This is a genomic window from Agrobacterium sp. LY4 (assembly GCF_001526585.1).
In the GTDB taxonomy this organism is placed as follows: Bacteria; Pseudomonadota; Alphaproteobacteria; order Rhizobiales; family Rhizobiaceae; genus Agrobacterium; species Agrobacterium leguminum.
The window spans coordinates 1-26237 of sequence record NZ_ASYA01000005.1 but is presented as its reverse complement, the minus strand read 5'-3'; the positions used below and the strand labels follow the sequence as shown (position 1 = coordinate 26237).

The 26237-nt window shown below is 59.8% G+C and carries 24 protein-coding genes; 7 read left to right on the top strand and 17 right to left on the bottom strand.

What is annotated here, in order from left to right:
- Positions 1-21 precede the first annotated feature (21 nt).
- The 5 genes from L904_RS07120 to L904_RS07100 form a co-directional block, all read right to left on the bottom strand.
- The gene (locus tag L904_RS07120; RefSeq protein WP_020809974.1) at positions 22-684 is read right to left on the bottom strand and encodes a hypothetical protein; all 663 of its coding nucleotides are present in this window, start codon (positions 682-684) and stop codon (positions 22-24) included.
- Positions 685-705: 21 nt separating this feature from the next.
- On the bottom strand, positions 706-2514 hold the full coding sequence (locus L904_RS07115; RefSeq protein WP_020809973.1) for a PcfJ domain-containing protein: 1809 nt from the start codon (positions 2512-2514) through the stop codon (positions 706-708).
- Positions 2511-3014, bottom strand: a complete 504-nt coding sequence (locus tag L904_RS07110) for a hypothetical protein (protein ID WP_020809972.1) — start codon at positions 3012-3014, stop codon at positions 2511-2513. The genes L904_RS07115 and L904_RS07110 overlap by 4 nt, the downstream gene beginning before the upstream one ends.
- A 94-nt stretch (positions 3015-3108) precedes the next feature.
- On the bottom strand, positions 3109-3531 hold the full coding sequence (locus L904_RS07105; RefSeq protein WP_020809971.1) for an antirestriction protein: 423 nt from the start codon (positions 3529-3531) through the stop codon (positions 3109-3111).
- Positions 3532-3613: 82 nt separating this feature from the next.
- The gene (locus L904_RS07100) at positions 3614-5779 is read right to left on the bottom strand and encodes a ParB/RepB/Spo0J family partition protein (RefSeq protein WP_020809970.1); all 2166 of its coding nucleotides are present in this window, start codon (positions 5777-5779) and stop codon (positions 3614-3616) included.
- Positions 5780-6255: 476 nt separating this feature from the next.
- On the opposite strand from L904_RS07100, the gene L904_RS07095 reads away from it, so the two are divergent.
- Both L904_RS07095 and L904_RS07090 read left to right on the top strand, forming a co-directional pair.
- Entirely contained in the window at positions 6256-6552 is a 297-nt protein-coding gene (locus L904_RS07095; RefSeq protein WP_020809969.1) for a hypothetical protein, read from the top strand.
- A gap of 329 nt (positions 6553-6881) precedes the next feature.
- Positions 6882-7085, top strand: a complete 204-nt coding sequence (locus L904_RS07090) for a cold-shock protein (RefSeq protein WP_020809968.1) — start codon at positions 6882-6884, stop codon at positions 7083-7085.
- A 124-nt stretch (positions 7086-7209) separates the two neighbouring features.
- On the opposite strand, the gene L904_RS07085 is transcribed toward L904_RS07090, so the two are convergent.
- From L904_RS07085 to L904_RS07060, 6 genes are all read right to left on the bottom strand, one after another.
- Positions 7210-10728, bottom strand: a complete 3519-nt coding sequence (locus L904_RS07085) for a DEAD/DEAH box helicase (protein ID WP_020809966.1) — start codon at positions 10726-10728, stop codon at positions 7210-7212.
- Entirely contained in the window at positions 10712-11491 is a 780-nt protein-coding gene (locus tag L904_RS07080; protein WP_020809965.1) for a Hachiman antiphage defense system protein HamA, read from the bottom strand. The genes L904_RS07085 and L904_RS07080 overlap by 17 nt, the downstream gene beginning before the upstream one ends.
- Positions 11492-11506: 15 nt before the next feature.
- Positions 11507-12412 (bottom strand): restriction endonuclease, encoded by a 906-nt coding sequence (locus L904_RS07075; protein WP_245267288.1) that lies wholly within the window; start codon positions 12410-12412, stop codon positions 11507-11509.
- Positions 12413-12416: 4 nt separating this feature from the next.
- Positions 12417-13454 carry a nucleotidyl transferase AbiEii/AbiGii toxin family protein gene (locus L904_RS07070; RefSeq protein WP_020809963.1) on the bottom strand — a complete coding sequence of 346 codons (1038 nt, stop codon included), beginning with the start codon at positions 13452-13454 and terminating at the stop codon, positions 12417-12419.
- Positions 13447-14040, bottom strand: a complete 594-nt coding sequence (locus tag L904_RS07065; protein ID WP_020809962.1) for a DUF6088 family protein — start codon at positions 14038-14040, stop codon at positions 13447-13449. Before L904_RS07065 ends, L904_RS07070 begins: the two co-directional genes overlap by 8 nt.
- Before the next feature lie 212 nt (positions 14041-14252).
- Positions 14253-15038: a DUF5677 domain-containing protein gene (locus L904_RS07060; RefSeq protein ID WP_155246254.1), complete on the bottom strand. Its 786-nt coding sequence runs from the start codon at positions 15036-15038 to the stop codon at positions 14253-14255.
- Between the two features lie 330 nt (positions 15039-15368).
- On the opposite strand from L904_RS07060, the gene L904_RS07055 reads away from it, so the two are divergent.
- Positions 15369-16181, top strand: coding sequence for a hypothetical protein (locus L904_RS07055; protein WP_155246253.1), 813 nt, complete (start codon positions 15369-15371; stop codon positions 16179-16181).
- 3 nt (positions 16182-16184) lie between these two features.
- Here the strand turns inward: L904_RS07055 and L904_RS07050 are convergent, their stop codons facing one another.
- Positions 16185-17054, bottom strand: a complete 870-nt coding sequence (locus L904_RS07050; protein ID WP_020809958.1) for a hypothetical protein — start codon at positions 17052-17054, stop codon at positions 16185-16187.
- A gap of 256 nt (positions 17055-17310) precedes the next feature.
- Here L904_RS07050 and L904_RS07045 point away from each other — a divergent pair, with 256 nt between their 5' ends.
- Positions 17311-19071 carry an SIR2 family protein gene (locus L904_RS07045; RefSeq protein WP_020809957.1) on the top strand — a complete coding sequence of 587 codons (1761 nt, stop codon included), beginning with the start codon at positions 17311-17313 and terminating at the stop codon, positions 19069-19071.
- Positions 19071-20522, top strand: coding sequence for a nuclease PIN (locus L904_RS07040; RefSeq protein ID WP_031233806.1), 1452 nt, complete (start codon positions 19071-19073; stop codon positions 20520-20522). Before L904_RS07045 ends, L904_RS07040 begins: the two co-directional genes overlap by 1 nt.
- Positions 20523-20616: 94 nt before the next feature.
- On the opposite strand, the gene L904_RS07035 is transcribed toward L904_RS07040, so the two are convergent.
- A complete protein-coding gene (locus L904_RS07035) occupies positions 20617-21306 on the bottom strand; it encodes an SMC-Scp complex subunit ScpB (RefSeq protein WP_035261456.1) in 690 nt (229 codons plus the stop codon).
- A gap of 2 nt (positions 21307-21308) precedes the next feature.
- Positions 21309-22274, bottom strand: a complete 966-nt coding sequence (locus L904_RS07030; protein ID WP_155246261.1) for a DUF1403 family protein — start codon at positions 22272-22274, stop codon at positions 21309-21311.
- Positions 22275-22386: 112 nt separating this feature from the next.
- Between L904_RS07030 and L904_RS07025 the strand changes: the two genes are divergently transcribed.
- Positions 22387-23538, top strand: coding sequence for a site-specific integrase (locus tag L904_RS07025; protein WP_020809953.1), 1152 nt, complete (start codon positions 22387-22389; stop codon positions 23536-23538).
- 23 nt (positions 23539-23561) lie between these two features.
- Here the strand turns inward: L904_RS07025 and L904_RS07020 are convergent, their stop codons facing one another.
- Both L904_RS07020 and L904_RS27620 read right to left on the bottom strand, forming a co-directional pair.
- Entirely contained in the window at positions 23562-24089 is a 528-nt protein-coding gene (locus L904_RS07020; RefSeq protein WP_020809952.1) for an NUDIX hydrolase, read from the bottom strand.
- 207 nt (positions 24090-24296) lie between these two features.
- Positions 24297-24833, bottom strand: coding sequence for a hypothetical protein (locus L904_RS27620; protein WP_155246252.1), 537 nt, complete (start codon positions 24831-24833; stop codon positions 24297-24299).
- Between L904_RS27620 and L904_RS07015 the strand changes: the two genes are divergently transcribed.
- A complete protein-coding gene (locus L904_RS07015; RefSeq protein ID WP_020809951.1) occupies positions 24811-25728 on the top strand; it encodes a recombinase family protein in 918 nt (305 codons plus the stop codon). The two genes, L904_RS27620 and L904_RS07015, sit on opposite strands and share 23 nt — an antisense overlap.
- A gap of 179 nt (positions 25729-25907) precedes the next feature.
- Here L904_RS07015 and L904_RS07010 read toward each other — a convergent pair.
- A partial coding sequence (locus L904_RS07010) for a LysR substrate-binding domain-containing protein (RefSeq protein ID WP_245303275.1) occupies positions 25908-26237 on the bottom strand: 330 nt, incomplete at its 5' end.

The window sequence follows — 26237 nt, the reverse complement described above, 5'->3', positions numbered from 1 at the left end:
CAAAAGGGAGCAGGATCGGCATCAATCGAGGCCGAGCTTGCGTGGCGAGGTCGCCTGGAGCATCCAGCGTTCGCCCTTGATCCGCCGCAGAAAATCCGTCGCCGGCAGCACGCGGCCAAGCACCCGCTGGACATGCCGTTCGGCGACGACGCGGGTCGGTACGGACGGGTCAGCGCTGTCGCCGAGAACTGGGCCGAAACGCTCCTCAGCTTCAAACACACCATAGGCATGATGGCGAAACAGGAACCAGGCCGGACCATCGACCCAACATTTTGTGTCATAGAACCAAAGGTGCAGATCGCGGTAGGCCGCCGCCTCGCCGCCGAAACGGAGGATATCGTCTTCGACCAGTTCCTCGACCGTCGGCACCATGTTCGGCAACCAGGTGGGCGGATCGAAGTCCTTCACCCAGTCGCCGGCGTTGGGCAACATCCGGCAATCTTCCGTCAGATGCTGGTGGCCGAGCGTTTCGGTCGCAACCTCAGCGCCGTCGCTGTTGGTGATCTGCTCACCGAACAGTTCTTGCGCGGCGGCGACACCCTGAAGATGGTGCTTCAGGGCGCGGTGCGTGAAATGGCAAAGGACGGATTTCGAGGAATCGAAATAGTGGTGGAACGCGAAATAGTCTTGCCAGCGGCCACCATGCAGCTTTGCGGAGGAACGAGCGTGATCGTAGGGGTGCATTGGCACAATCCTTTCAGGGGGTCAGAACGCATCAGAGCGATGAGCACTGCCGCCGCCGGCAACCGCGGCAAACGCCCGGTCGATGACGGGATCGAGACCACTCGCTGCATACCAGGCATCGAAAGTCTCCGGGGTCCCGCGAGGCAACAGCGGCAGATAGAGGGGAAAGACGCTGCGAGCGTGATCGAGTGAAGGGTTGCTTGACCAGGCACCATCCCAGACGTTTCGCATTGTCCTGCGATAGGCAACGAGAGATTTCCGGTCGATGGGATGTTCGCCGCCATTGATCGCCCCGAGGAACTCCTTCAGGGCATCGTGTGCGAGGGCGTCCGGACGTCCGTTGCGTCGGGTCTTGAACTGACCGACCTGTACGGACAGATCCTTGTTGCCGGAGAGAAGGAGCTCGATCGTCGCAGTATGGGCTCCGTCGCGGCGAAGGGACAGAATCTGTGTGTTCCCACGCCTGCAAGGCTCATAGTAGCCACCAACGCAATGGGCGAGCGCATTGCCTTCTTCGACAAGATCAGCCGCGGTGATCAGCGGAAAGATGGCATGGGCCCCATCCCGGCTTTGCCAAGGCCCGCAAATAGGCGGCCATCCCGGCCGGTCCGTCTGGGCTTCATGCCGCACGGCGGCAACGGTCGCGGCCTTGCGGTGCCAGATCGCCACGGCCTCGCGGAAGGACTTTAAGCCACGTGTGCCGATAAGCACCTGCCGGACAGCCGTGAGATAGTCGCGCCGTTCTTCGCTGGCAAGCAAGGGTGGCGGGAATTCCAGATTGGCGAGGAAATAGCCGACTTGATGGGATTTGCGAAACGGAGACTGTCCGGCGCGGCTTGCGGCTATCGGACGGAGAATGTCATCGCGAAACCCATTGATCGCATCCTGTGTTTCACGGTCAGTGGGGTCAGCTTGATCTGGCCGTAGCAATTGACGGTTGCTGGTGCCGAGCCATGGCGTGCTGGTCCACGCCTGCGATTGGTTCGGTCTCCCCCCTCCTGGCCACTCATGAAGCGGAACGGAATGAGCCCTCAGTTCGCGAACCGCGTCCAGGAAAGTGGTTGCGATCCTGTAGGAAGCCGGGTCGGGAGCGACCGCGCCATGCAGGCTGCGCACCTGCGCCTCCGTAAGATCGAGGCGCTTTGCCAAAACGGGAATGAGGGGAGCGCCGTTGTCGATCGCGGTCGTGATCGATTGCTCAGTCAAAACATGGGGCAATGCGGCGAACAGGCGGAACGCTTGGAGCCGACGCTTGATGATCTCAGGCCGTTGAGGATCACCGGCAAGGTGGGTGGCGAGAAGCCAGACCGAGGTTGGAGTGAGCATTTTCCAGCCTTCGGAAACAGCCGGCAGATCACGATCGAGCACGGCCCGCAAATGTTTGGCTGCGAGCACCTGGACATTGTTGGCCAATGTCGTCACCGCCTCCGATACGATGCGCGCCATCGCCATGATCTCCTCCTGCTGCGCGCCGGCGCCCAGGAGCTTGATGACAAAGGACAGAAAGCCCGCGTCCTCAATCCGCTGACCGACCGGCAAGTGCGCCACCAGGGTCGTCGTGCGCGCGGGGTCGGTGATGGACGTCTTGATCAGGTCGTGGAAACCGGCGGCGGCTGGATCGTCAGGGAGAGCCGGCGTAATCGTGACCGTTGCATCGACGGCGTGCGGCATCAAGGCGGCAGCAAACCGGCATTCGGAAAGCCCGATGATATCCGCAAGGAGATCGGTCACGGGATGCTCGACCCGCTCGATCTCGGGAAGAACGGCGATCAGGCGTTCGCGGCCGACCAAAACGAGAGAGGGCCATGTTTTCGAGGGGGAGCGCGTCATTGGACATCCTCCTCTGTTGTGCCGCAAACGTTCAACTGCTCACTGGCATCGTCTTCGCCCGGCGGATCAATATCGTCGAAGAAGTCGGTGAAATCGTCACTGTCCTCATCGTCTTCATCCCCATAGGTCATGTCGCAGACGAGACGGGCATCTACCTCTGTCTCGGTCGGGAAGAAGCTGACCGTACCCCGGCCCCCTTCGTTGTTGACCCAATCGCCCTCGGGCGCGTTTTCGGCGATGTCTTCGAGAACCCTGTCGAGGAGCAGGATTGTTCCGTCGTCCGAAAAGCCGATTGGAATGGACGGAAGAACCGCACCGCGGCGACCATCGGCGTAAACGACCTGCTCCAGATCGCACTCACCTGAGTCTCCGCCGCCACTCAAACGATAGGTCACCTCGACGATTCCGAGCGCGGCGAGAAGGTTTACATGGGAGGGAGCACTATCAAGGTGTTCAGGCCCAGAAGAATATGGGGCATTGCAGTTTTGATCGGCGATCATCGTCGTCTCCTTGAAACGCAAAAGCCCGGCGCGATGGCCGGGCGGGGTTGAGTAGGGTGCGATTGAAAAAGGTCTTGCGGCCCGTGCGAGGGCCTCAGTCGATCGCCTGGTAGATCTCGGCAGCCTCGGGATGATCGGCCGAATAGGCGTAGAGGCGCCCGTATCCTTCAGAGAGCAGATCGGACTGAAACTGAAACGACAGGTGCGAATGGGCGAACATCGTTGCGATGATCCCCGCCGCCTCAGCAGAAACCTCACCCTGGAAGCAGGTGATGTCACCGGTGATCCGGAAGCGGGACTTGGATCTTGGAGCAAGGAAGAGCGGTTTGCCTTCGTGCTCGTAAAAATCCCAGAAGCCGCCACTGTAATCGAGGGGACTGAGGCGCTCCATGAAACCATAAACGGCGTTTTCGGCGATCATCAGGAGTGAGCGGCCGAACAAGGCAGGCAGGAACTGCAGACGGCGCTCCTCGGGGACTATGGTGGCGCGTTGAGGCGCGGTAACGGACATCGACATCGTCTTGTCTCCAATGACTGGAAAATAGAAAGGGCCCGGCACGATGGCCGGACCTCTGAGTGAGTGATGATGAGCTGGCCGACTATTCGGCTGCCTGGAGGTGCCCGCCCTCATCCTCGGCAGGATTGGCCGGTGTTTCCACGATATCCGCGTCGTCGGTCAGGAACGCCGGCAGATCGATGTCAATCGCGTCGGAGGTGCTGGTGTCGTCGTCATCGACGAGCGTATCGGCACCATCAGTCGCGGCCACGATCTCCACCGCGGTTTCGTCGACCGGATAGCGCAGCACTTCCGGAAGCCATCCGCTGCCTTCCAGGAGCCGGGCGGCCTCGCGGGCCATATCGGGCTTCTTGAGATGGTCGATGAGCTGCGCCGACTGCTCGCCTTTGGCTTCCCGGACGGCCTGCAGGATGTACGCTTTCGTGACACGGCCAAGATAGCTGTCGACCGTCGGCGTCCAGCCCGCCTCGACCATGCCGAACCCGATCGATTGGGCGAGCTGCCGGGCGTGATGGTTTTCCCTCACCCGCTTGTTCCATTGCTGGATCGTGGCGTTGAGCGTCAGCGAGGTGCAATGGGCAAACAGCGCCATGCGGCTATCCTGATCAAGCGCGATCAGATAGCCCCAGACTGCATCGGCCTCGCCGGGGAGATCGTGTCCCCAGTTCTCCTGCCGCTGCTCGATCTCCTTTGCCCAGACGGTGTCGCCGAGCCCGTGCGCCTGGTTGGATACCGAGTTCTGCACCGTGATTTCGAGGCAGGACGCTGCACCGTAGCTGTAGAAGGTCTTCAGCACGAGAGCGTACAGCGCCGCGATGAACGCCGTTACCGGATCATTGGCGAGCGCGTTCCGGAGCGCAACGGTGCGGGCCGCAGTCAAATCCTCGATGAGACGATCGGAAAGCGGCCGGATCTTGCTGTCGTCCTCCTCCGGCTCTTCGACGCCAACGGGCTTGCCGTTGATACTAACACCGCCGGCAGAGGCGGTGGCCACGGCGGCATCGCTATCTCCGCCGACTTCATCGCCGGAGCCATCACCATCATCAATATCCGGCTCCACAACAGGTTCGTCTTCGGGCCGGACGTAGCCACGTTCAATCTTCAACTGACCATTGGCGGCAAGCGAAACGAACACGCCGCCGCGGGCGACTTCGTCGGGATCAAAAACAAATGGCCGGTCGTTCAGCGCCTTCAGTTCGTCGTCGAGCTCTTCGAGCCGAGCCTCGGTTGCCTCCGAGTAATCGTCAGCGGCGGCATATTCATCGCTGAGCCTGTCGAATTCCGCAGTCAGCTCGCCATGGCGTGCAAACTCTTCCTCCGTGAATTCCGCCCTTTTGCCATAGAAGCGGCGAAAGCCGGACGCGTATCCGAAATGAAAGTCGATCGCGGCATCGACCCACTTCCAGCCTTCATCGGTCTTCAGCACTTCCGCGTCGGCCGCCAGCTTTTCGAACACGAGCTGCTCGATGAGCGCCGGATCCTGAAGCCATCCGCCATTGTCCTGCTCGAACAGATCGCGCAGGACAACACCGCCGGCGGCCTCGTAGGCCTCGATACCGACATAGACTGCGCGGCGATCAGCAGCCCGGATCGCGGTTTCGGTCAGCATCCGGCGGATGTAATAGGCATCTTGATTGTGCGACCGCGAGATAGTCTCCCAGACCTGCTCCTGCCGGGCATGGTCATTGGTGATTGAAAACGCCATGACCTGACCGAGTTTCATCTCGTCGTTTGCATAGAGATCGAGAAGGCGCGGCGAGACCGACGCCAGACGCAAACGCTGCTTCACCGTCGCAACCGCGATATGGAAGCGGGCGGCGATTTCTTCCTCATCGAGTCCCTGCTCACGCAGGGCCATCATGGCACGGAACTCGTCCAGCGGATGCAGGTCGACGCGCTTGACGTTTTCGGCAAGCGAGTCTTCAGCTTCCAGGGTCTCCCCCGCGCTGACGATGCAGGGAATGCCCATGGTCTTCGTCAGTTGCTTGCGGTCGACCAGCAGTTTCAGTGCGCGATAGCGGCGGCCGCCGGCCGGAATGCGATAGATGCCGGTCTCCTTGCCCTCAGCGTCGAATTCCGGGCGGACATTGAGGCTGGTAAGCAGGCCACGCCGCGCAATGTCGTCGGCAAGCTCTTCGATCGAGACGCCTGCCTTGGTCTTGCGTACGTTTTGCTGGCTGAGAACGAGCTTGTTGAAGGGGATATCGCGTCCGGCGTTGAGCGCGATTTTCTGAATGGCTTGTGCCATGTCGTTGCTCCTTGGCGGGCCGGCCGGAGCCTCTCTCCAGCAACCTCAACCCGCCAAGAACGCCCCTTCCCCCCTCTTACTCCTTTCCTGGCCGCCGCCCTCACCGCCTGCCGCCGCGCCCGCTCCTACTTCCGGCCATCCGCGCCGACGGCCGCGTTGGAATAGCGGTAACGATGATGAGGCAGCGACTGGATGAAGAAATTTCAGGACAAATTCAACGGGATGACATAAGTTTGCCGTTGAAGCAGTACGCGCTGCTTCGGGGCGTGGAAACCCCTAAGCGTACTGGTCGGAGGCCAACCAGAATGGCTTCGACTCCTTGACCTTATGGTCGGGGAGCCTGCGGCGTATGCAACAGGCTCTTCGAGCTAAAGGCCCAGGGATCGAGTACGCTCGGTTTTCCAACTCCCCGATCACCAGGGGTCAATGAGCATGCAATGGCGGGGGCGTACCGCCGGTATGCGAAAGGAGAAACCGTGGCTGAAGGACTTGCCTATACGTTCTACACATATTCCGACGCCTCTGTTCCGCTTGAAGAGCGCTGGACGCCAACGGGACTGCGAGATATCTTTTTCACCGATCACGAAGAGGCAAGACGCACCGTGCTTTCCATGCGCGAGGACTTTGCGGCAGATTCCGATATCGAATGGACGGCTACAAACATCGAAAAGATCGTTACGGTACCTATTTCTCAGTCCAACATTTTGTCGTTGCTGAACAATGGTCCGGGAGCCTTTGTTGCCCATCACGAGGTTCTTGAGACGATCGCCTGACAGATCGGCAGGTCTCACCTGAAATCCCGCGGGCGGATGCGAATTCGTCTATGTGCCGGTGTGATCGCGCTGGGGGCGACAATTGCGCTTGTCGGAAAAGGGGAAGCTGGAACAGCTCAAATTGGTTGAAGAAAGTGCGTGCGGGGCGTGCCGGTATTGCAACTGACGATCGCTGGCCAAGCGATCTAGGCCCGCCTGCTGCAATCGAAACCCCGAGGTTGCCAGGACCGACTAAAGTGGCTCTGTACGCTTGCGGGATGCGTTGCATGGCAGCTCATCGCTCGCTAGATTGCGCGGCGAGGAAACCGACCAATAAATGAGGATGGGATATGGCCACCGGGACTGTGAAATTTTTCAACCAAGATAAGGGCTTCGGATTCATCACGCCCGACAACGGGGGAGCCGATGTGTTTGTGCATGTGTCCGCTTTACAGGGCTCAGGCTCCCTTCGCGACGGGCAGAAAGTGAGCTACGAACTCGGTCAGGATCGCAAGACGGGCAAGTCGAAAGCTGAAAATGTCCGGGCAGAATGATTTCCACCATGGCAAAGAGCTATGGTCGTCACGAAGAAGTTTGTTCGGCACACGGCTGATCTGATCAAGGACTTCGGCACCGGCGATCAGCACACGATCCGCCGACGCCTTTGGAAACTGCGCTTCACGCTGCTGATAGGTCGGCCGGTCCAAGATAGCTGATATCGATCCTGTTGACGTCTTGAGCGACCTGGGCGCGTACCAATCCCGCTCGAGCCGGATTGAGCGCGGCCTGTACCGTGCCGAGCTGCGCACCATCGGCCGAGAGCACCCGTGGGTGATCGGCCCAATGGTGGAGTTGGACCGGCGTTCCCGGCGGTGGTGGGACGCCAAACCACGACACATTTGCCCAGTATCGGCGATCGGCCCAAGTCCGGTTTTCCGGTGGGGTGAAGCTTTGGGTAAATTCCGTCCACATCGCCTTCGTCTCGGCCGTCGGCCATTCCGGCTGGGCGCTCATTGCAGTGACGGCTTCTGAGTTCAGCCATTGGCGAAGCTCTGAGCCCGTCTGGAAGATCGCGCCAGTATCGGTGACGGCTTTGATAGCCGCAAGCCTTGAGTTGAAACCCGCCTGGATCAAGATGGAGGCAGATCGATTCAACGTTCCAGTCTCGACGGCAGGAACAGCAAGGCCAATCTCATGGTCTTCGAGCGCAAGGCTAAAGACGCCAACCAAATCGCCGTTCGCGGCAGCGCGAACGCGCAGCGCCTCCATGGCCCAGGGAAGGCGATAGACTAGGCCCCCCTCAATGAACTGCAGTGTTTCGGATTCCTGACCGGCGGCGATGCCGGCAAGAGGCTGGCCGAGGAGCCAGGCGCGGAGAATATCGCGCCAGTTCGCCGGCCAGGGATCAGGGGTGAAGGGATAAAATTCGAAGACGCGCTCGGCCAAACCCGTGATCGCCGCAATTGCCGCGTCGGCATCGTCTTCCAGTATCCCCGCATTGGCCTGGATAAGGAGGAGGTTCGCATCTTCCGCTATGGCGTCCAACGCATGCCCGGTTGTCAGTCCGACCCCAGCCAGGAAGTAGCCTCGACGACGCGCTGCTGTCGACTGACTCCAGATAAGGCGGCTTCGGGACACGAGGCCGGCCTTCAGAACCTGCTGCACCTGCTCGTTTTGCCGCAGCAAGCGACGGTGCCAAAGAGATGATTGCAGGATGTCGTCCAGCGCGGCCTCGATGCCGTCGTCAGGAATATCAATTTCGCCGATGAGGCTGAGGATGGCCGTGTCAAGCGTAGCGACATGCCGCTCCCAATCAGCGAGTGCGCGCTCGCGGTCTTCGGGCTTCTCGTTTGCGATCTCGGGAAAGGTCCAGGCGGCGGCATTGTTAGCGACGTAGTCGACGACCTGATTCAGGTCGCCGCCGATCCGCGCGTGCATGCGAGACAGCAGCGTCCAGACGAGAAGCGCCAGTCCGCTTTCCATGTTTCGCGCGCCAAGATCGCCGATGAGGGCTTCCCAATTACGCCGTTTCTTCGCAATATCGTCGAACATCGGAAAAAGCACCATGCCTTCGACGTCGACATAAGCGCGGCCGGCGCGGCCAATGACATTCTTGAACTCCGAGATGTCTATCCTCTCCCCACTGCGGTGGAGCGAATGCATGATGACGGCCGTGGCCGACAGATTGAGGCCCTGTGCTAGGGTCGGTGAGGAGATCGTCACCTTGAGAACACCGTCGCGCAGCAGGCGCTCCACCTCTTTGCGGTAAGCCGTCGGAAGGGCACCGTGATGCAAGGCGACGCCCAGGCGCAGGCATTTCAGGATTGCGCTGTTCGGCCCCAGCCATTCCTCGCCAAGCGCGATTGCGGTGCTGAGGATCGCGGGATCGGCTTCGAGAAGCGTCCGCAGCGCCCCGCGCTCATGGAGATCAACGATCACGTCGGCGAATGGCTCGACGCTTTTGCGTAGCGGGCAAAAGATCAGGACAGTTTGCCCATCCTCGATCAGCCGCCAGGCTGTTGCCAGGCAGAGCTCCCGTTGATCGTCGGGGAAGAGCTTCGTTCTCTTACGCTTTGGCGGCACCCAGTTCGGGGGTGCCGTTCCCGTAAGGAAGCGCTGGACCCACGGGCGCTCTTCGCCAACGCGAAGGTTCAACCGCGCGTTTGGCGACGTCCATACGACCTCGCCGAAGCGCAGCCGGGTCGGACGCCAGTCGTGCTTGATGACGCCACCCGGATGATCGCGCCGCAGCCAGCCGGCAAAGTCGTCGAGCTGGTCTCCGTCAGGCAGAATGGCCGAAAGGCACACGATACGCCGTGTGTGCGCGTCGGGGCGGCGGAGCAGGCGCTGGATCTGAACCTCATAGCGCACCTCGCGCTCGTTGAGCCCGATCATATGGCCTTCGTCGAAAACGAGCAGGCCAACATCATCAAGAAGAGACGGATCATTGCGGAGTGCGAAGTCGAGCTTCTCCGGCGTTGCGACGACGATGTCACGTTCGCGGATCGCGTCTTCATCGAAGCCGCTGACCCCGATGCTGCCATAGAGTGCCGAGATCGTCTTACCGAGCGGACCAAAGGTCCTCTGCAGGGTTGTTTCCGTCTGTGCCGACAGCGCGCGAAGCGGCGTCACGAAGACCACGCGCTTGCCGCCGGCCAGGCAGCGCAAGATGCAGAGTTCGGCAATACGGGTCTTGCCCGCGCTGGTAGGCAGCGAAACCACGAGATCGTCGGACTGGTCAACCGCGCGGGTCGTCGCCTCGATCTGCGACGGCCACAGGTCGACCTCGGCTCTTGGCCGCCGTTGCAGCAGGGCGATGAACAGCTCACGCAGTCGAGGCCAGTCTGCCGCCTCGCCGCCGGCTGGTTGGAGCGGCACCTTTTCGTGGAAGGTGCTCGACCAGAGATCAGACAAGAGGTGGAGCGCGATGCGATGTGCCCACCATTGCGGCAGCATGTTCATCTCGCTGCAAATGGAAAGGCTCGTGCGCAGCCGCTCCAACGCCTGATCGAGCAGCGGTCGCTCACCACGTTCCAGGGCGAGGAGGAACAGGGACATGGCCGCCATAAAGGCGTCGGTTAGCGCGGTGTCGAGACCATCGAAGAGGAAATCATTGCTGCCATCCGCGGGATTGCCCGCCGCCTCGACCTGGTCGAGCTTGGCCTGAATGCCGGCCGTAATCCGGGCATCACTCCCTTCGCTGGACGCCCGATAGTCGAGCACGCTGATGCGAAGTGTGCTGAAGTTTCGCCGCATCAGCAGGGCAAGTGCCCGTTCGATAGGCGCGAAATTCTCGTCGGCTTCGACGATCGCGAGCAGCGAGTAGGCGCGGGCCGAGAGATGGGCGAGATGATAGCTCGCCGCCGCCATGACGAAATGGAAGTCGCGATCAGCCTCAAGGCGATCGCCTTTGGCAATCACCGCCTCCAGTGCTGTGGCAGCCTGTTCAAAGGCCGTACGCGCCTGTGCGGCGTCGCCGCCAAGCTCTCGAAGGCGAAGGCCGAGCCCGAGAAGGCCATAGCCATAAGAATGCAAGTCGTAGCTAAGTTGCGACGCAAAGGCCGGTGCGTCCGGCGGAAGCGCGCCGTCCCGCCAGATGATCGCTCGCGCCTGACCGCGTGCGATGAGACTGCCGCGAAAGCCGGCGGTAGCCGCTTCTGTAATGTCGGCCGCGATTGCTTCAGGCGTTGTTGGCATCGGCGATTACTCGATCATAGACCGCGCCGATGAAGGCGGCGTGTGCCTCAACTCGAAGGCCGACACCCCATTGGTTGATAGGTCCGGGGTAGGCCTGGAGCGAAGCGGTTAGCAGGGCGTCCGGCGCATTGCCGGAAAACGTGAAAAGCAGGTGCTTGACGTTCTGGACGGGAATGCCGTGCTTGAGCAGCGCATCGTCGATCGCGTCGGCGAGTGGCAGATTGTCCAGTTCCAGAAGGCGTGCCGAGATGAAGGACAGCGCGTGAGCGGACGGCAGCCCGCCATCCTTGTCCAGGCCCGCGCGCGCGTCGGTGAGAACCTGACCGGTCAGCGCCACGCGGCTCTTCGCCTCGGTTTTAAGAAAGAGCAAGCGCTCTGTGGCAGCATCTTGAAGGATGCCGATGACGTCATCACCGCGCATCGCCATGTTACGGTGATCCTTCCAGCGCAAGCGTTTGATCGGCGCGCGGTATCCGCCGCTGTGTGCGTCGATCCACTCCGTTGCGTAGATCTCGCCGAGATCGCCGGAACGGATATTCTTCGTTGTCGGAAGCTTGTCCTCGATGAGCGCTGCGGCGGCAGGCTTGCCGAGTCGGTTGAGTGCCCGCGCAACCGATTCTTCCGACGCATAGTGCCCGGGCACAATGGCCGCCGTCGCCTGGATCCCCGTAGCCAAGCCCGCGGCCTGTCCGGTCATCACCCGGCGGAAGTGGTTGCCGACGGGCTCGTCCACCGAAAGGCACCAATCATTGAACTGCGTCATACCCCTCCTCCCCGGCTACTGAGGAAAGAGGTCGCGGACGCGAACAAAGGCGGAGCCGGTTTCCGCGGCCCGGCGAACCTTGCGTTCGAGAACGTGAGTGAGCGGTAACTCTCGCTCCAGCATTTCGTAGAGGTCGAGACCGTCCATGCAGATGACGCGCTTGCCGCGCCCGAAGGCGACAAGGCCGTCATCGGTGAATCCGCTGTTGCTGACGAACAGGCCGCGGGTCCAGGCCGCCTTCTGCTCGATCTTGCCATGGAAGGTGTGGAGCTCGGCGACGCCGAGGGGCTGGCCGTGCCATTTGGCCTCGAGCAAGTAAGTGTCGCTTCCAAGCAGAAAGCTGCCGTCGATCTGTTCACCCCGAAGCCGGAAAGGCTCCTGAGCGGCGAGGCCGAATGCGTTGAACAAATCCTTGAGAAAGCCTTCGAACGCATAGCCGCGGGCATGAGGAGCAAGCGAGGTGACCTGCAAGAGGTCCGACTTGATCTGAGCGATCTTCTGCCGGTCTACTGTGCCGGCCGTCGAGTTATGGGTTGCTGGTTGCGGAGCGCCCCCGCCCGACAGCCGGTTGATCAGCCCTTGATAACGGGTCTCGGCGTTGACGACGGGATCCTTGCCACCAGTACGGGCGAGATATTCCGAGCGGTGCTCCCAGAGCGCCGCAAGGGTGCGGAGCGCAGTGGCGTCGTCGCAGTTCTGCAGGAAGTAACGCAGGCGTTTACCCTTTGACCCTCCGTTCACCGCATATTTGGGATCGTCGATGCTGACCTTGAGTTCGGAAGCGAAAAAGTCGGCGAAGCTGGTGTCTGAAAAGTCCAGGACAAAGCCAGGGCCTCGCACGAAGTCGACGAGGTCATCTACAATACGCAGATCTATGGACCGTATCGAGCTAATAAACTTCCCTCCCCCAGCATGTAGCATCAAGCTATGTATTGACTGTTTCTTGCATCTTCTCGATTTTCGCAAGTATGTCGTCGAAAGCGGGCGGTCTTTCATCGAACATCATCGGCGCCATGGCGCGATAATCGGCGCGCAGGTCTTTAATCCGTGCCGCGCTTGGCATCAGTCTCAACGTGCCCGGCCGCGCGGTGTCGTAGCTGGCCCAACCCGACCTAAAGAAGGTCGCTTTGTGCTTCGCCACCGTTGCCAGTAGGTCGAAATCCACGGCAGCCGCTTTGCCCTCGTCGGTGTCGAGAAGCATGGCCAGATCATAATAATGCCGCGAAAAATATTGCGGTGTCGCCGTTTCTGCGGGTCGATGCGCCTCTGCGTGCAACGCTGTAGCCTTCTCCCAGAAGGTCCGCTGCGCGGAGAGAACGGTGACAGTGCTGTCAGGATCTTCGAAGAAGTCGGGATAGTCCTCCGCCGCATAGGAGCGAATGACCCTCTCCTCGGTGGGCCATGGATCGCCGCGCGCGCCGAGCTCGAGTTTCACCCGCGGCGTAATATAGGCCATGCCTTCATATTCCGAGGTGGGCAGCACGGTCGGATAGTGGAAGTTCACAGTCTGCGCGTCGCTGGGGTCGATCTCCAGCGACCACTCGCCTTTGGTCGGCTCACCGAGTTGCCCGACGATCGCGGAGCGAAGAGCCGGAAGCAGTTTCTCGGCAATATGCTGCTCGACATCGCTTACCAGGGCTTCGATGAGCTTATCGGCCTTTTTCTTGCTGATGCCCTCCTTCTCGGGATCCCGGTCACCCGTGTAGCCGAGGTCCGCCCGATCGAAAGATAGATCTATATCTTCGGAGAAGCGGCGGATGGCGCCGAACGCCTTGGAAAGGGATGTGCCACCCTTGAACACAAGGGTGGCAGTATCCCTATGCTGCAGGCCGAAAAGCCGCTTCAAGGTCCAGCAGACCCAGAAGTCCTTTTCTATGATCGTATTGGCGACGCCTCGGCCAGCGCCCGTCTCGCCAAAGAGGGCCGCCCGATCGTCGGCCGGAGGAAGAGCGACCTTATCCATCGATCTCACCCGATGCTGCGTTGGCGATCGAGACGAGCGTCGGCCGCATCCATGCGGGGGCCTGGATCGCATTGGATGCAAGCGTCTTCTTGTCGCTGGCCGACAGCCGGCGCGAGGCGACGTGCGCAACGTCGGCGGCACGTATTGCCCCGACGTGACGAAGGGCCTGGACGACTGTGCCGGCAGCACTGCCCGGAGCGATAAGATGCTTGGGCGAAGCGTGACGCAGATCGACGACGCGTTTGCCCAGTACGACGCGACGCGAAGGGCCATCGGTCAGATAGGTGCTCTTCGCTGGCACCTGTGTTGACAGGCCAAGGGCGTTCGCCGCGCGGGCACCGGCGATCTGTACCTGAGATCCGGTCTCCCGCGCTAGCGCATGCGCGACATCGTCAGGGGTCGGCGAAAGCGGACCAAGTTGCGGATGAACCTTCGGGAAGTCGTACAGGCCTCGCGCCAGACGGCGGAGTTTCCCATTCTTGGCCAACCGGGAAAGGGCTTGATCGACCGTCGCCCGCGCGGCCACGTCCAAAAAGTCACTGGGCGTGAAAACGCCACCACGCCCGCTGGCACGGGCGCGCTTCATGATTCGGTTTGGAACTGATATTCGGGCGGTTTTCATATGTCAGAAAATAGCTTATCTTTTTCTGACATTCAAGGCGCGAAAGTCGCCGCGTTTCCGCGGCTGGTAGCCACGCTCATCGCGGCGGCGACCGGATGGCTTGGATAGCCTCATCGCACCGATGAAACACCCCAGTATCCTTGAGCCCGTTGTTGAGAGATTCTCTAGTTAAAACTTCAACCTTCTTCGGCGTCCGGCTGCTCACCGAATTCCGCGACGCCTTCGCGATACAGCTCGAGATAGCGACGACCGAGGGCCGAGAACTCTCCCTCGTTTTGGATGATGCCGAGCGAGTCCCGCAACTGCTTCACGATCGTCATCGCTGAAAGCGCGATGAGGCTGACCGTATCGAACATTTCGTAGTTCTCAAGCTGGGGATCTAGCTCGAGGCGTATCCTGTCGAACGTTTCCTGCGGATGACGGCACAACGACGTCCAGGTCACATGTTCGGTGTCCGCAGAGATCTGCCGGTAGTGGAGCTGGTAGCGCGGAAAATCGCTCCCCCTGGCCAGTTCACCGATATTCAGGCTTCTCGGTTTCGTGCCCTCGCCCATAACGAATTGTTGCAGCTCACGATTAGCGTCTTCTGACAGATTGGTCGCCATCTTCTGGAAAAGCTTGCCACGTGAGACCCGGCTAGACTTATCGTCTTCGAAGAGGATGGTCAGGTATTCGGAGGTGTTGCAGGCCGCATCCATGTGCATCGCACATTCGATGATACCCCGCGCCAGTATCCGGAACGCGAGTTGCTCGCCCCGTTCCAACAGGATCAGCGCCGAACGGATCAGGTTGAAGGCCCTTGCCGCGATAGCGAATTTCGCGGACTGAACTCTCGGATCTTCACGGTGCGGAGGATCGAGTGCGATTTCGCCGATGAAATCACGGGCGCGATCGTTGAAGATGACGAGCCAGTCGTACCAATCGGCATCCTCAATCGCGGAAGGGGTGTAGGTTTCACTCATGAGCGGCATCCAGATGGCGTTGCCGCCGTTTGGTCATCGAAGCATTTAGCCTAACAGGGTAAGCCCTGACGCGGCGCCCGTGCCGAAGGCCACGATAGTTTGCAAGGTTGCATTCCAAAGGTGGTTAGTTCCGGTCGTTAGCGTTGTCGTCTCTGTGGTCATAGGCGTACCCTTTCTCTCTAGATTCTTGAACAGGAAGAATTGCACCCCGATTAGGGGCAGAAGAAGGAAGAAGCCAACGGCACAGAGCGCCGCTGCGGGAACTGCCCCCGCACCTGTTAAGCCTGTTAGGCTAAACGCTTCTTTGCTTTAGATAGGATTTCGCTACGCTTGGTGCAATACAACCCATCGCTAAAGGCCGCTTCGATGCTGTTCAAAATGGAAAATAGCCTTCGCGATTACATCGACGGAGGGCATGCAAACCTTACAGAAACGATGTCCACGCCCTCCCCTTGGCTTTCTGCCATCGAGGACTGCTACGCCTTCTTCAAAGATGGTTTATTGACAGGTGAACAGGATGTTACGCCGACTGGCGCGGTCCTGTTGATGAATAGTTTCATGCTCTATGTGAGTGCGATTAGAATGGCGCTGACGGGCCACGCAGCTGCTACGTATCCCTTGCTGCGTACGGCGTTGGAATCCGTTTGCTACGGCCATCTAATGGCGTGCGACGCAGAGGTGGAAAGGATATGGCTCGATCGCCATAAGGACGAAGCATCAACGAAAGCTGCGCGAAATCGTTTTACATCGGCGGTGACAGATGTGGCCAAGGCCATAGCAAGGGCTGAGTCGCAACCGGCAAAAGCCGATGTAATCATCGCAGCATATCAAGGCTCGATCGACTATGGCGCACATCCGAACCCGAAAGCAGTTTATAGCCATATGCAGCCGCCTAAAGATATCGGTACCCACGTCCAGGTCGATCTGACGGGCCTGCATCATGCGGGATCGCTTGAGTATGATCGGTCGCTTCTCGCCTGTTTCCATTTCGCGATACTTATCGCGACGATAATGGCTCACGCGCTTACTACGGTCAGCGATGAAACCCTTCAAAAGCTGCACGGTCTCAACGATATGAAAGAGGCATTGCTGGAGAGCGAATTTCCCGAGGCCTATGCAGCGATGGGTCCGCTCCCTCGTTGACCATCAATATTCATAGCTGACACCCATCTCAGCCCACAGCATATTTTCCTGCTCCGCTACCAATATCGAGCGGTCCACCTCCTTAGCTCTCATTTCCAGTGCATAAAGAGGCATCTGCCAGCGACCGTATAGGCTTTGGACATGGTCCTCGTTCGCCGCTTCCGAGGCCAATTGCTCGTCAATCAGGCGCTGCAATGTGGCTTGGATGAGCCGGTCGTTCTCGTGGCAGCTTGTATCATCCTGAAAATCCATCTCGTTCCATACCGTCGAAACCGCGTTGAGACCCTTGACGCTGAAGGCGCCGAAGGCCGAGAGGGCCTCGGCGACAACCAGAGCGTCGGGCGCGGCGTCGAACAGACTTGTATACCCACTCGGTGCAATCCATTGGAAGATGCCGTCGTCGAGGGCCTCAATATCGGCATAGAGGCTTGTTTCCCGACGATAGATAAGATCGTTGGGTACGATGTACTCGCCCATGCCACCCTCGAGATAGTGAGTGACGCGGCGGCGATCAATGATCGTGCGCAATTCCTTGAGATTGATCGGTCGCCAACGGCAGGCTTCTGCATAGAGAAGCCGCGCAAGGTGATCGTAGTACCAGCCCATCAGCGTACCGATCCTGCCGGCGACGAGTTTCTTAGGGCAGCGTACGATATCCATTAGGATAAGAATCTTGGCTGCCTCTTCTTCCGCATGCCCCTTCAGCACGGCCGATTCCCGCGGCATATGCGAAACGGTTTGCGATGCAGCATAGAGACCCCGCGCGCTTTCCAACAGCATCGGCAGGCCTTCGGAGATAAATGCGGTACGCTCGTCATGTGGCAAGTTAGTAAGCTTGCGAGCCTGCCGGAGCCCGATATCGATCTTCGTCATGAGCGTCTTTCTGCGGTCCATCGTCAAGAACAATAGTGGATTAACCTACAACATCCTATTGAGTCGTATCCCGTGAACACAATTACTGGAATATATAAGGTCTAGAATCGCGTAGAAGAGGAACATCACTATTAATCCTATTCCGACGATCTCGGCGGCTGTATTTTCCACGGCGTTCGCGTTGCGGCCAAATCTTGTAGCCTGGTTTCTGGGTGCCGGTGCGTCGGCAGCGTCCGGGATCCCGACTGGCTACGCCATGATCCGCGACTTTAAAGCCCAGATTTTTTGCCGCGAGAACAACCTTTCCAAGAAGGAGATCGATACAGGCGATCAAGTCTGGATCGATCGGATTGATGAGTTCTTCCGCCGGACGTCGATACTGCCCCCGGATGGGGATCCTACCGAATACGCAGCCGCCTTCGAGGCGGTCTACCCCCAGCCCAGGCATCGCAGACAATATATCGACGATGCCATTTCCAAGGGCACGCCAAGCTTCGGACATAAGGTTCTCGGAAGTTTGATCGCCGGCCAGACGGTCGATTGCGTGTTCACCACCAATTTCGACCCGCTCGTTGAAGAGTCCGCGACATCCGCGAATGCACTCCTTCCTGTCACGGAACAGGCACGTCCGATTGTTGCCGCGATCGACTCAGCCGAACGCGCCATGCGGTGCCTGAACGAGTCAGACTGGCCATTGGTCGCAAAGCTACACGGTGACTATCAATCCGTCTCCATCAAAAATACAGGTTCTGAACTCGAAAAGCAGGACGAAAAAATGCGACACGTCCTGGTCGAGGCCAGTAAACGCTTCGGCATGGTTTTCGTCGGCTATAGCGGGCGCGACGCATCGGTCATGGAGGCGCTGAGTGCTGTCCTCCAGGAGAAGTCGCCATTTCCCAACGGATTATATTGGGTCGCGTCTTCAGCCTCCCGACTACTGCCCGCGGTCACTCAATTCCTCGAAGCGGCCCAACGCGCTGGGGTGGATGTCGCCGTGGTCGAGTGCAAGACGTTCGATGAACTCGCCGCAGATGTCATCAAGGCAGTTGAGCTACCGACAGTACTGGTTGATCATGTCATGCAGGGGCGGGCCGCCGCTCGGCTGGTGCCGGTGAATCTGCCGAGCCGCGAAGCTCGGCCTTTTCCCGTTCTCCGGTATTCCGCCCTTTTGATCGATTCACTGCCGCGCACTGCTCGGAAGATTGCACTTTCCCAGACCACAACCTCTGCCGCCGCAAGAGCACTTCTGAAGGAAAAACGCTGCAGAGCAGTCGTTGCCGCGAACGGCCGAGAACTGGCAGCATTCGGCAATGACGAGGAAATCCTTGCTGCACTCGCCCCGCTCGGAGCCCGAACAGCTGGAACGCTTGAACTTGATGGAGCCAAGGACAGCTGGGCACTTGGGCTTCTTTATGACGCTTTGGTCAAAGCCTTATCCAGGCGACGCCCGCTCCTTGCGCGGTTTAAGCACGCGGGCCATTCCCTGGTTGTTGCAGCACCTCGCGAAGGCGAGGATCAGGAGAAAGCGCGCAACCGACAATCAGCTCTTCGCCAGCTTCGAGAGGCCTATAAGAGCGCACTGACAGGTAGTGTGCCACAGCTCGGCTTCCCCTATCAGGAAGGCGTGTTCTTGAAATTGGAGCAGATTGAGGGGCGCTGGTGGTGTGGGTTCGAGCCCTACACCTTTGTAGACGTTCCGAGAGTTGCTGAGGGCGAGAAGGCGGGAGAAATTCAACCGCCACACGACGCGGATGATCTGGTCGGCTTACCTATGGGGCGCCGCGGCGGAGATCCAGCTGGCGACTGGCGAAGAGAGCGCTGGGCGCAGAAGTACAATAGACAGTGGGGGGACATCATTGATGGCTGGGCGCAACTGTTGACGAACACGCAGGACGGCAGTGTGAGCGCGTTCGAGCTGAATGATCGGGAGGGTGTCGATGCGGTATTCCGCATATCGCGTGTCACCGGGTGGAGCAGACCCGGACATCATCACCGTTATTTTGACAGGCGTAAGTGATGGCTAGTTCTGCGTTAACATCCAAACTTCCACCGTTTACACTGCTGGATGAGCCATTGCTCTCGTTCTCGTCCTCAGACGATAAGCAGGTGGACGTACATCCATTGAGAGGACTTCTTAATTTTGGACCCTATTCCAAGGGCTCGTTTGGTGGCTACACAGCACGGGTGCGGATCGCCACCGTTGGGCCAGAAAGCGCGTTCAAACGCCGAGGCGAGCTAATGACCTCGCTTCTCCAATCTCACCAGCCCAGCGATCGCTCGGAATACGTCCCTCCCTATCCAGGATTTGAGTCTCTCTTTCAAGTAAAGCTCGAATCTGCCCCGCGGGATGCTCACATCAAGTGGCCCGATGCCATTGACGAGCTTCCAGGTGACGGCAACGCGCAAGTCAGATTATTTCAAGCGATGGACGCCGCATTGCGACGGCTCGACAGCGTGCGCAATGATTTCGACGTTGTGTTGGTGCATTTCCCCGATACTTGGACGTTCGCAACACGAGGGAAATTCTTCGATGCACATGATGCGCTCAAAGCGCTAGGGGCGAAATACAATATTCCGACGCAGGTGCTGAACGATCGCGTCTTTTCATTTACTCATACGGCTTCGCGTTCCTGGCGCCTTGCGACCGCAATATATGTGAAGGCGGCTGGTACACCCTGGAAACTTGCGCCCCTGAAAGGGGTACCCGACGATACAGCTTATATCGGACTCGCCTACGCGCTGCGTGGCGACCAGCGCGACGCCCACTATGTGACCTGCTGTTCGCAAGTGTTCGATATGGATGGGGGCGGAATGCAATTCGTTGCTTTCGAGGCGCGTGACCCTGTCGCGGACGTTGCCGAGGCCCGGCGGAACCCCTTCCTGAGCAGAGACGATATGCGCGCGGTGCTCGCCCGCAGCCTCGAACTCTACCAGGGACGCAATGGCGGAAATCTGCCAAAACGTTTGGTCATCCACAAAACAACGGCGTTCAAACAAGCAGAAATAGAAGGTGCGTTTGACGCACTGGCGGGCGTTCAGGAGGTCGAATGCGTCGAGGTCAGTCAGGCGTCATGCTGGAGAGGCGTCTGGCTCGTTCAATCGGGCCGGACTAGCCCACCGAGCCAGCCTTCTGGATACCCTGTTCCTCGAGGAACCGTCGTCATACGATCAGGCAACTCTGCGCTTGTCTGGGTTGCCGGCAATGCACCCGAGGTATCGAGCAAGGGTGACTACTACCAGGGCAAGAAGAGCATCCCCAAGCCTCTCCAACTAATCAGACATGCCGGTAGCGGATCACTCGAACTTACTGCTCACGAAGCTCTCGCATTGACCAAGATGGACTGGAACAACGACGCGCTGTATGACCCGGTACCGGTCAGTATCCGATACTCACAGCGGCTCGCTAGGACGATCGCGAACGTTCCTGACTTACCAGGAAACGTGTATCCGTATCGGCTTTTCATGTAGCAAACCGCCATTCTCGTAGCTGCTTCCTCGGCCATCATCACCCGCGTGGCACCCGTCGATCCAGTCCTGTTGACCAACTTGCATGACCGAAGAACTAATTCTGTTCATTGTCATCGCGGTCCTGCTCAGCGAATGCATCAGGCTCGATAACCCTGCGACTGAGAAGTCCCGCGTCCTCAAGCGCCTCTATGTCGGGAAGGTCGCGCAACGTCTCCAACCCAAACGCCGACAGGAATTGCTTCGTGGTCACGTAGGTGTAGGGCGAGCCCGGCGTCGGGCTGCGCGGCCCAGAACCGAGGAAGCCGGCGCCCCGCAAGGCGCCAATCGTGTCCCGCGACACTTCCCTGCCGAAGATTTTCGACAACTCGCCTCGGGTGACCGGTTGGAAATAGCCCACTGCCATCAGCACCATCGCCTCGAATTCGGACATTGCCGCCGCCCCTCCCCGCGTCGGCGCCGATGAGGCGCGAATGGTCTCGGCGAACCGCACCCGGGTCCGATGCTGCCAGCCACCGGCAACGGAGACCAGCTCGTAAGGCCGAGTGCGCAGTTCCTCAACGAGGTCATCTATCAACAGATCGACACTGCAATCCTTGCCGACCACCCGCGCCAGCGTCTCGCGGGAAACCGGCTCGGCCGAGGCAAAGATCACCGCCTCGACCCGCATCATCCATTCACGCCAGCGCATCTCCGCCGGCAGATCCTCCAGCTCCCGATCATACAACACTTCCTGTTGCCGCTCTTTCGCTTGACGACGGGCTTTGGCTGCACTCGCTTCCGCCATCGTCACAACCCAAATATGCGGAAGGACGAGCGGCCGGACAGCTCGCGCACGACCTCGAAACGTTCGAGACGCTCGAACAACCGAGTGGCAGCCCACCGCGACAGGGCACTGCCCGGGGTCGACGCCGGCACAGCGTCCTCGGTCAACAGTTTTCGGATAACAGGTTCGGCGCCCTTGGTCCTGATCTTTGGCGCCACGTCCAGCAGCCGCGCCGCGCGACGGTCGATCTCGACGGCGGATCGCAATGCGGCTCCGGCACCATCGACCAATGCCAGGCAGATCGCTTTTGGATACTCTGACTCGCCGGGCCGCACGCGACCTCGCCCACCGATAGTCCGGAAGGCTGGACCATAGCGTCCGAGCAGCAACAGGGAAATTGGTTGCGGCCATTTCAGTTTTTGCGCCAACACGGCGTCGGCCAGCCCTAGGGCTAGGACCTCGGCGTCCGGACGAACGGCAAAGATTGCCGTTATCAGGTCCGCCACGGCAAAGGGTGCCGCTCGTCCGGATTGATTCGTAGAATCGACTATGTCGGGAATCGAGGCAAGAGTGTCATCCCATCGGATCGCGAACAGTTCGGCAAGCTCCCTGATAAAGGGGGTTCCGATAGTCCCGGATCGGCGTGTCAGCATTCGTGTGGCGAAAAACAGCCTTCCGGCTGGCCCAGGATCATCACCGGCGGCCGTCAGCAAAACGGCGTCCCGGATGGTGCTTTCCCCCTCGCCGCGACCTACCATCCGGGCTGCGACGGCAGCCGATTTGAGGGCGAAGCGATCGCGCCAGCAGCCGAGCCACGGCGGCTCGGCGCGGATCAGATCGTCAAGCGATTTCAGAGCGGTACCGGCGGCGAAGGCGGCGTCGGCTTCGGTGATGTCATGAGCGCGCGGCCGCATCCAGCCTGGCAGGAGGGGCGACCAGGTCGGGATCGTTGAAGCGGAGGGTGCGAGCGAATCCATGCGGCAAAACATAAACCGAATGCGCGCTTTTTGCCACAAATAAAGCATCAAACCGCACGCTATGTCGGCAACAAATAATGTCCGATAATCTTGCATTATCGGACGTTGTTGTCATTATAGAGGAATGGCCCAAATCATCGAGCAAAACACCAAAAATCACGCTGAGGAGAGTGCTGCTCCCCCAGACGGCACGGCCGCCGGCGACGATGTTTCGGCGCCACAGTCGTCGGCCGGTATCCCGATGCACGGCGCCGGGCTCCCCTCCCCTCCGCAGGCGAGCGCCGGCCTGCCGGCGCATCTGGAACAGCTCGCCGATCGCGCACGTGGCTATGTCGAGGCCGCCAGCTCCGCCAACACCCGTAAAGCCTACGCCGCCGACTGGAAACATTTTACCGGCTGGTGCCGGCGCCAGGGTCTTGCCTATGTCCCGCCAAGCCCGCAAACCATCGGTCTTTACATCACCGCCTGCGCCTCGGGAACCGCAACGGCTGACCGCAAGCCCAGTTCCGTCATGACGATCGAACGGCGGCTGTCGGCCCTCTCCTGGAATTTTGCCCAGCGCGGCACGCCACTCGATCGGAAAGACCGCCATATCGCCACCGTCCTCGCCGGCATTCGCAACACCCACGCCTCCCCTCCCCGGCAAAAGGAAGCCGTCCTGCCCGAGCACCTGATTGCCATGCTGGAGACCCTCGATCGCGGCTCATTGCGCGGCCTGCGTGATCGCGCCATGCTGCTGCTGGGTTTTGCCGGCGGCCTGCGGCGCTCGGAGATCGTAGGGCTGGACGTCGGCCGCGATCAGACGGAAGATTCCTCGGGCTGGGTCGAGGTGCTCGATAAGGGATTGCTGGTGACATTGCGCGGCAAGACCGGTTGGCGCGAAGTCGAGATCGGCCGTGGCTCCTCAGACGCTACCTGTCCTGTGACCGCCTTGGAAACCTGGCTGAAACTTGCAAAAATCGCGCACGGTCCGCTGTTCCGCCGTGTGACTGGTGAAGGCAAGGATGTCGGCCCGGATCGCCTCGCCGACAAGCACGTTGCCCGCCTCGTCAAGCAGACGGCAATGGCGGCCGGAGTGCGAGGCGATCTTTCCGAGAGCGAACGTGCCGAGAAATTCTCTGGCCACTCGCTACGTGCCGGCCTCGCCTCCTCGGCGGAGGTCGATGAGCGTTATGTGCAGAAACAGCTTGGCCATGCCAGCGCGGAAATGACCCGCAAATATCAGCGCCGGCGCGATCGGTTCCGAATCAATCTCACCAAGGCCTCCGGGCTCTGAAGACCCCCTCCCCTGTCCCGGTGTCAGCCGCGGGCTTTGCTCGCATTCGGCTTGAAGTTGACCAGCAGGGATTTCAGCTCGATTTCGCGAACGCGCCTAGCCGCCTCGCTCGGGCTAACCCAGTCGAAGACGCGTTGTCCTCGCTCCTTGAAATCGGTCCCGATCTCCGTCACTTCAATCTGAAACAGATCTACGATGCAGAAGGCAACATTGCCGTCAGCAAGTTCTTTCAGGTAGGTATAACGACCCACCGACTTCTTTTTCGCTCGACCGCGCACGCCGGCTTCTTCCCATGCTTCGATGGCCGCCGCTTCGTGGGGCTTCTTGCCCTTCATCGGCCATCCCTTGGGAATAACCCATCGCCGACTGTCCCGCGAGGTGATCACCAGGACGTCAATCTCGGAACTATCCTCCTTGTACCGGAAGCACAGGGCACCGTACTGCTGGCCAAACGATTCCCCAAACAGCTTGTCCGGGGTTCGAGCAAGCTGTTGGAGCAGCGTCTGTGAGTTGCCGACCGTGGGCTTACTGTCTCGTTTCTTTGGCTTCATGACAATTGAGGTTGGCAAATTTCCCTTTCAGTCTCAATTGCCTGCGCTGCTTTATGACACTTTTATGACAATCATCCGCACGGGAGCGCAGAGAGCACTGGTGCCCGAGACCGAGGACCAGCCAGGATCTCCGCGAGCCGAGCCGTAAGCCGCCTCGCCTGCCCTCCGTGAATGCGCTAGATCAAATCCGCACGCCGGATTTTCAGCTTAGGACTTCAATTGAAATCGGGAAGTAAAAGCCACATCCGTCATGGGTGCGGATCTGTTTCCGATGTATAACCATCGATAAGCACTGTTTATCGATGGTAGATTGATTTCGAGCCGCAAATCACCCTGTCGGCCATCCTTATTCAGCGGATTCCCCACATTTCCGGTCATTTGTGGCCTATTTCGCCCTAATTCGGCGGATACAACCCGCCCTTCGCGCTTTGCCCGCTCGCCTACAGCGCAGTCGCCGCAGCCTGCGAAGCGAACTTCGGTCGGTATTGTCCCGTCGGCGAGCCAATCAGCGAACGTCATGCCATCAGAAGCCTTATTTTCCAGCATTTCCGCCGCAGAACGCCGCTGGAGCGCATTCACCTCAGTAAATGGCCATAGCCGGGACCAGGTCGAAAATCGCGCTCTACAGACTCGCGTCCCTATGCTAATCCACGCTTGCAAAGGAACCTTTATCAGCGCATTCCTTATTTGAACAGCGATAGCGGAATTAGGGCAAAAATCCATGGCAAAACCGGCGAAGAACATTGCCCCTCCCCCGTCCCGTCGGCTTATCGGCTATGCACGTGTTTCCACCGACGACCAGATCCATGATGCGCAGATCGACGAACTGCGGATGGCCGGCTGCGACCGCATTCATCAAGAGCATGGTTCTGGCGCCTCTCGTGCTCGACCGGTTCTCACCAGAGTGCTGAAGGAGCTGTCTGCCGGCGACGTTCTCGTCGTCGTGCGACTGGACCGGCTGGCACGATCCGTCAGCCACCTTCTCGATGTCATCGAGAACCTTGAGGAACGCGGCGTACATTTCCGATCGCTTCGCGATCCGATCGACACATCGACGCCACAGGGCATGTTCTCGCTGCAGGTCCTTGGCGCAGTCGCCCAGCTCGAGCGCGCGCTCATCGCTGAACGGACAAAGTCCGGGATGAGCGCGGCCAAGGCTCGTGGCCGCCTTGCAGGCAACCCAGGCCTTCGCGAACGACGACCAGAAGCGATCCGCGCGGCCGCGGCCGCCAAAAACCAAGTCTACCTCGACGAACTAATCACGTCCGCCCAAACCTGGCTTCCGATGGTAAAGCAGCTTCGACCGCAGCATAGCTGGGACAACGTTGTGCGAATCCTCAATCGGAAGGGCCACGACTGGACTGTCGAGCGCCTGCGCCGCGCCGTCCATCGCATGGTGAGGGAGAAGCTCGCAGAGCCTGGATTATTGGCCCGCTCTCCCCGCAGACCAGTAGACGATCACCATATGAAGCTCGTGGCGGCCATCGCTATTACCGATCCCGGCTTGTCACTGCGAGACATTGCCGCCCAAATGGATCAGATGGGAGAACGCCCTGCGAGAGGTGGCAAGAAATGGCAGCCCTCCTCCGTCCGCGACCTGCTGAACGAAGCTCATCGGTTCGGCCTGATCCGTAGTTAATGACTGGTGGTGTCACTGGCCTCGGAGGGCGGCTTAGATGAGGGTGCTCAGCCCTCAGCGACGTCTGCAGGGGGCACGTATCAACTACGGCGCAGGGACATGTCCGCCGAAAGTGGAGTAGCGTCATTATTCCGCTAAATATCACTGAGGCTTCCTCTGAAGCCCAAAACTTCCCTTGGCTATCCCAGGCTTCCGGCAAAGCGTTCCGGCCATTTTTCCCGCTGGAAGGCTTCCACGACGAAATCGACGAACACGCGGGTCTTGAGCGGCAGAAGCGTCCTGTTGGCGTAGTAGATCGAGATCGGCCCGGCATCGGCATACCAGTGGGGCAGAACCCGGATCAGGTCCCCGCTTTCAAGATAGGGCAGCGCGTCCGGCTTGGCGATCATCGTCACCCCCATGCCGACCAGCGCCGCCATGCGCATTGCGGCAGGGTCATTTACCACCACCGTTTCGCGCAACCGCGCAGGTTCTTCCCTCCCTGCTGCATCGCGCATCTGCCATTGGCG

Coding starts and splice junctions, on each gene's coding strand:
- L904_RS07050 (WP_020809958.1), bottom strand. CDS start 17,054: ATGACGAAGATCGATATCGGGCTCCGGCAGGCTCGCAAGCTTACTAAC.
- L904_RS07090 (WP_020809968.1), top strand. CDS start 6,882: ATGGCCACCGGGACTGTGAAATTTTTCAACCAAGATAAGGGCTTCGGA.
- L904_RS07080 (WP_020809965.1), bottom strand. CDS start 11,491: ATGACGCAGTTCAATGATTGGTGCCTTTCGGTGGACGAGCCCGTCGGC.
- L904_RS27620 (WP_155246252.1), bottom strand. CDS start 24,833: ATGTTCTTCGCCGGTTTTGCCATGGATTTTTGCCCTAATTCCGCTATC.
- L904_RS07070 (WP_020809963.1), bottom strand. CDS start 13,454: ATGGATAAGGTCGCTCTTCCTCCGGCCGACGATCGGGCGGCCCTCTTT.
- L904_RS07025 (WP_020809953.1), top strand. CDS start 22,387: ATGGCCCAAATCATCGAGCAAAACACCAAAAATCACGCTGAGGAGAGT.
- L904_RS07015 (WP_020809951.1), top strand. CDS start 24,811: ATGGCAAAACCGGCGAAGAACATTGCCCCTCCCCCGTCCCGTCGGCTT.
- L904_RS07100 (WP_020809970.1), bottom strand. CDS start 5,779: ATGGCACAAGCCATTCAGAAAATCGCGCTCAACGCCGGACGCGATATC.
- L904_RS07035 (WP_035261456.1), bottom strand. CDS start 21,306: ATGGCGGAAGCGAGTGCAGCCAAAGCCCGTCGTCAAGCGAAAGAGCGG.
- L904_RS07120 (WP_020809974.1), bottom strand. CDS start 684: ATGCACCCCTACGATCACGCTCGTTCCTCCGCAAAGCTGCATGGTGGC.
- L904_RS07085 (WP_020809966.1), bottom strand. CDS start 10,728: ATGCCAACAACGCCTGAAGCAATCGCGGCCGACATTACAGAAGCGGCT.
- L904_RS07045 (WP_020809957.1), top strand. CDS start 17,311: ATGATCCGCGACTTTAAAGCCCAGATTTTTTGCCGCGAGAACAACCTT.
- L904_RS07040 (WP_031233806.1), top strand. CDS start 19,071: ATGGCTAGTTCTGCGTTAACATCCAAACTTCCACCGTTTACACTGCTG.
- L904_RS07065 (WP_020809962.1), bottom strand. CDS start 14,040: ATGAAGCGCGCCCGTGCCAGCGGGCGTGGTGGCGTTTTCACGCCCAGT.
- L904_RS07105 (WP_020809971.1), bottom strand. CDS start 3,531: ATGTCGATGTCCGTTACCGCGCCTCAACGCGCCACCATAGTCCCCGAG.
- L904_RS07060 (WP_155246254.1), bottom strand. CDS start 15,038: ATGAGTGAAACCTACACCCCTTCCGCGATTGAGGATGCCGATTGGTAC.
- L904_RS07110 (WP_020809972.1), bottom strand. CDS start 3,014: ATGATCGCCGATCAAAACTGCAATGCCCCATATTCTTCTGGGCCTGAA.
- L904_RS07030 (WP_155246261.1), bottom strand. CDS start 22,274: ATGTTTTGCCGCATGGATTCGCTCGCACCCTCCGCTTCAACGATCCCG.
- L904_RS07115 (WP_020809973.1), bottom strand. CDS start 2,514: ATGACGCGCTCCCCCTCGAAAACATGGCCCTCTCTCGTTTTGGTCGGC.
- L904_RS07020 (WP_020809952.1), bottom strand. CDS start 24,089: ATGAAGCCAAAGAAACGAGACAGTAAGCCCACGGTCGGCAACTCACAG.
- L904_RS07075 (WP_245267288.1), bottom strand. CDS start 12,412: ATGCTACATGCTGGGGGAGGGAAGTTTATTAGCTCGATACGGTCCATA.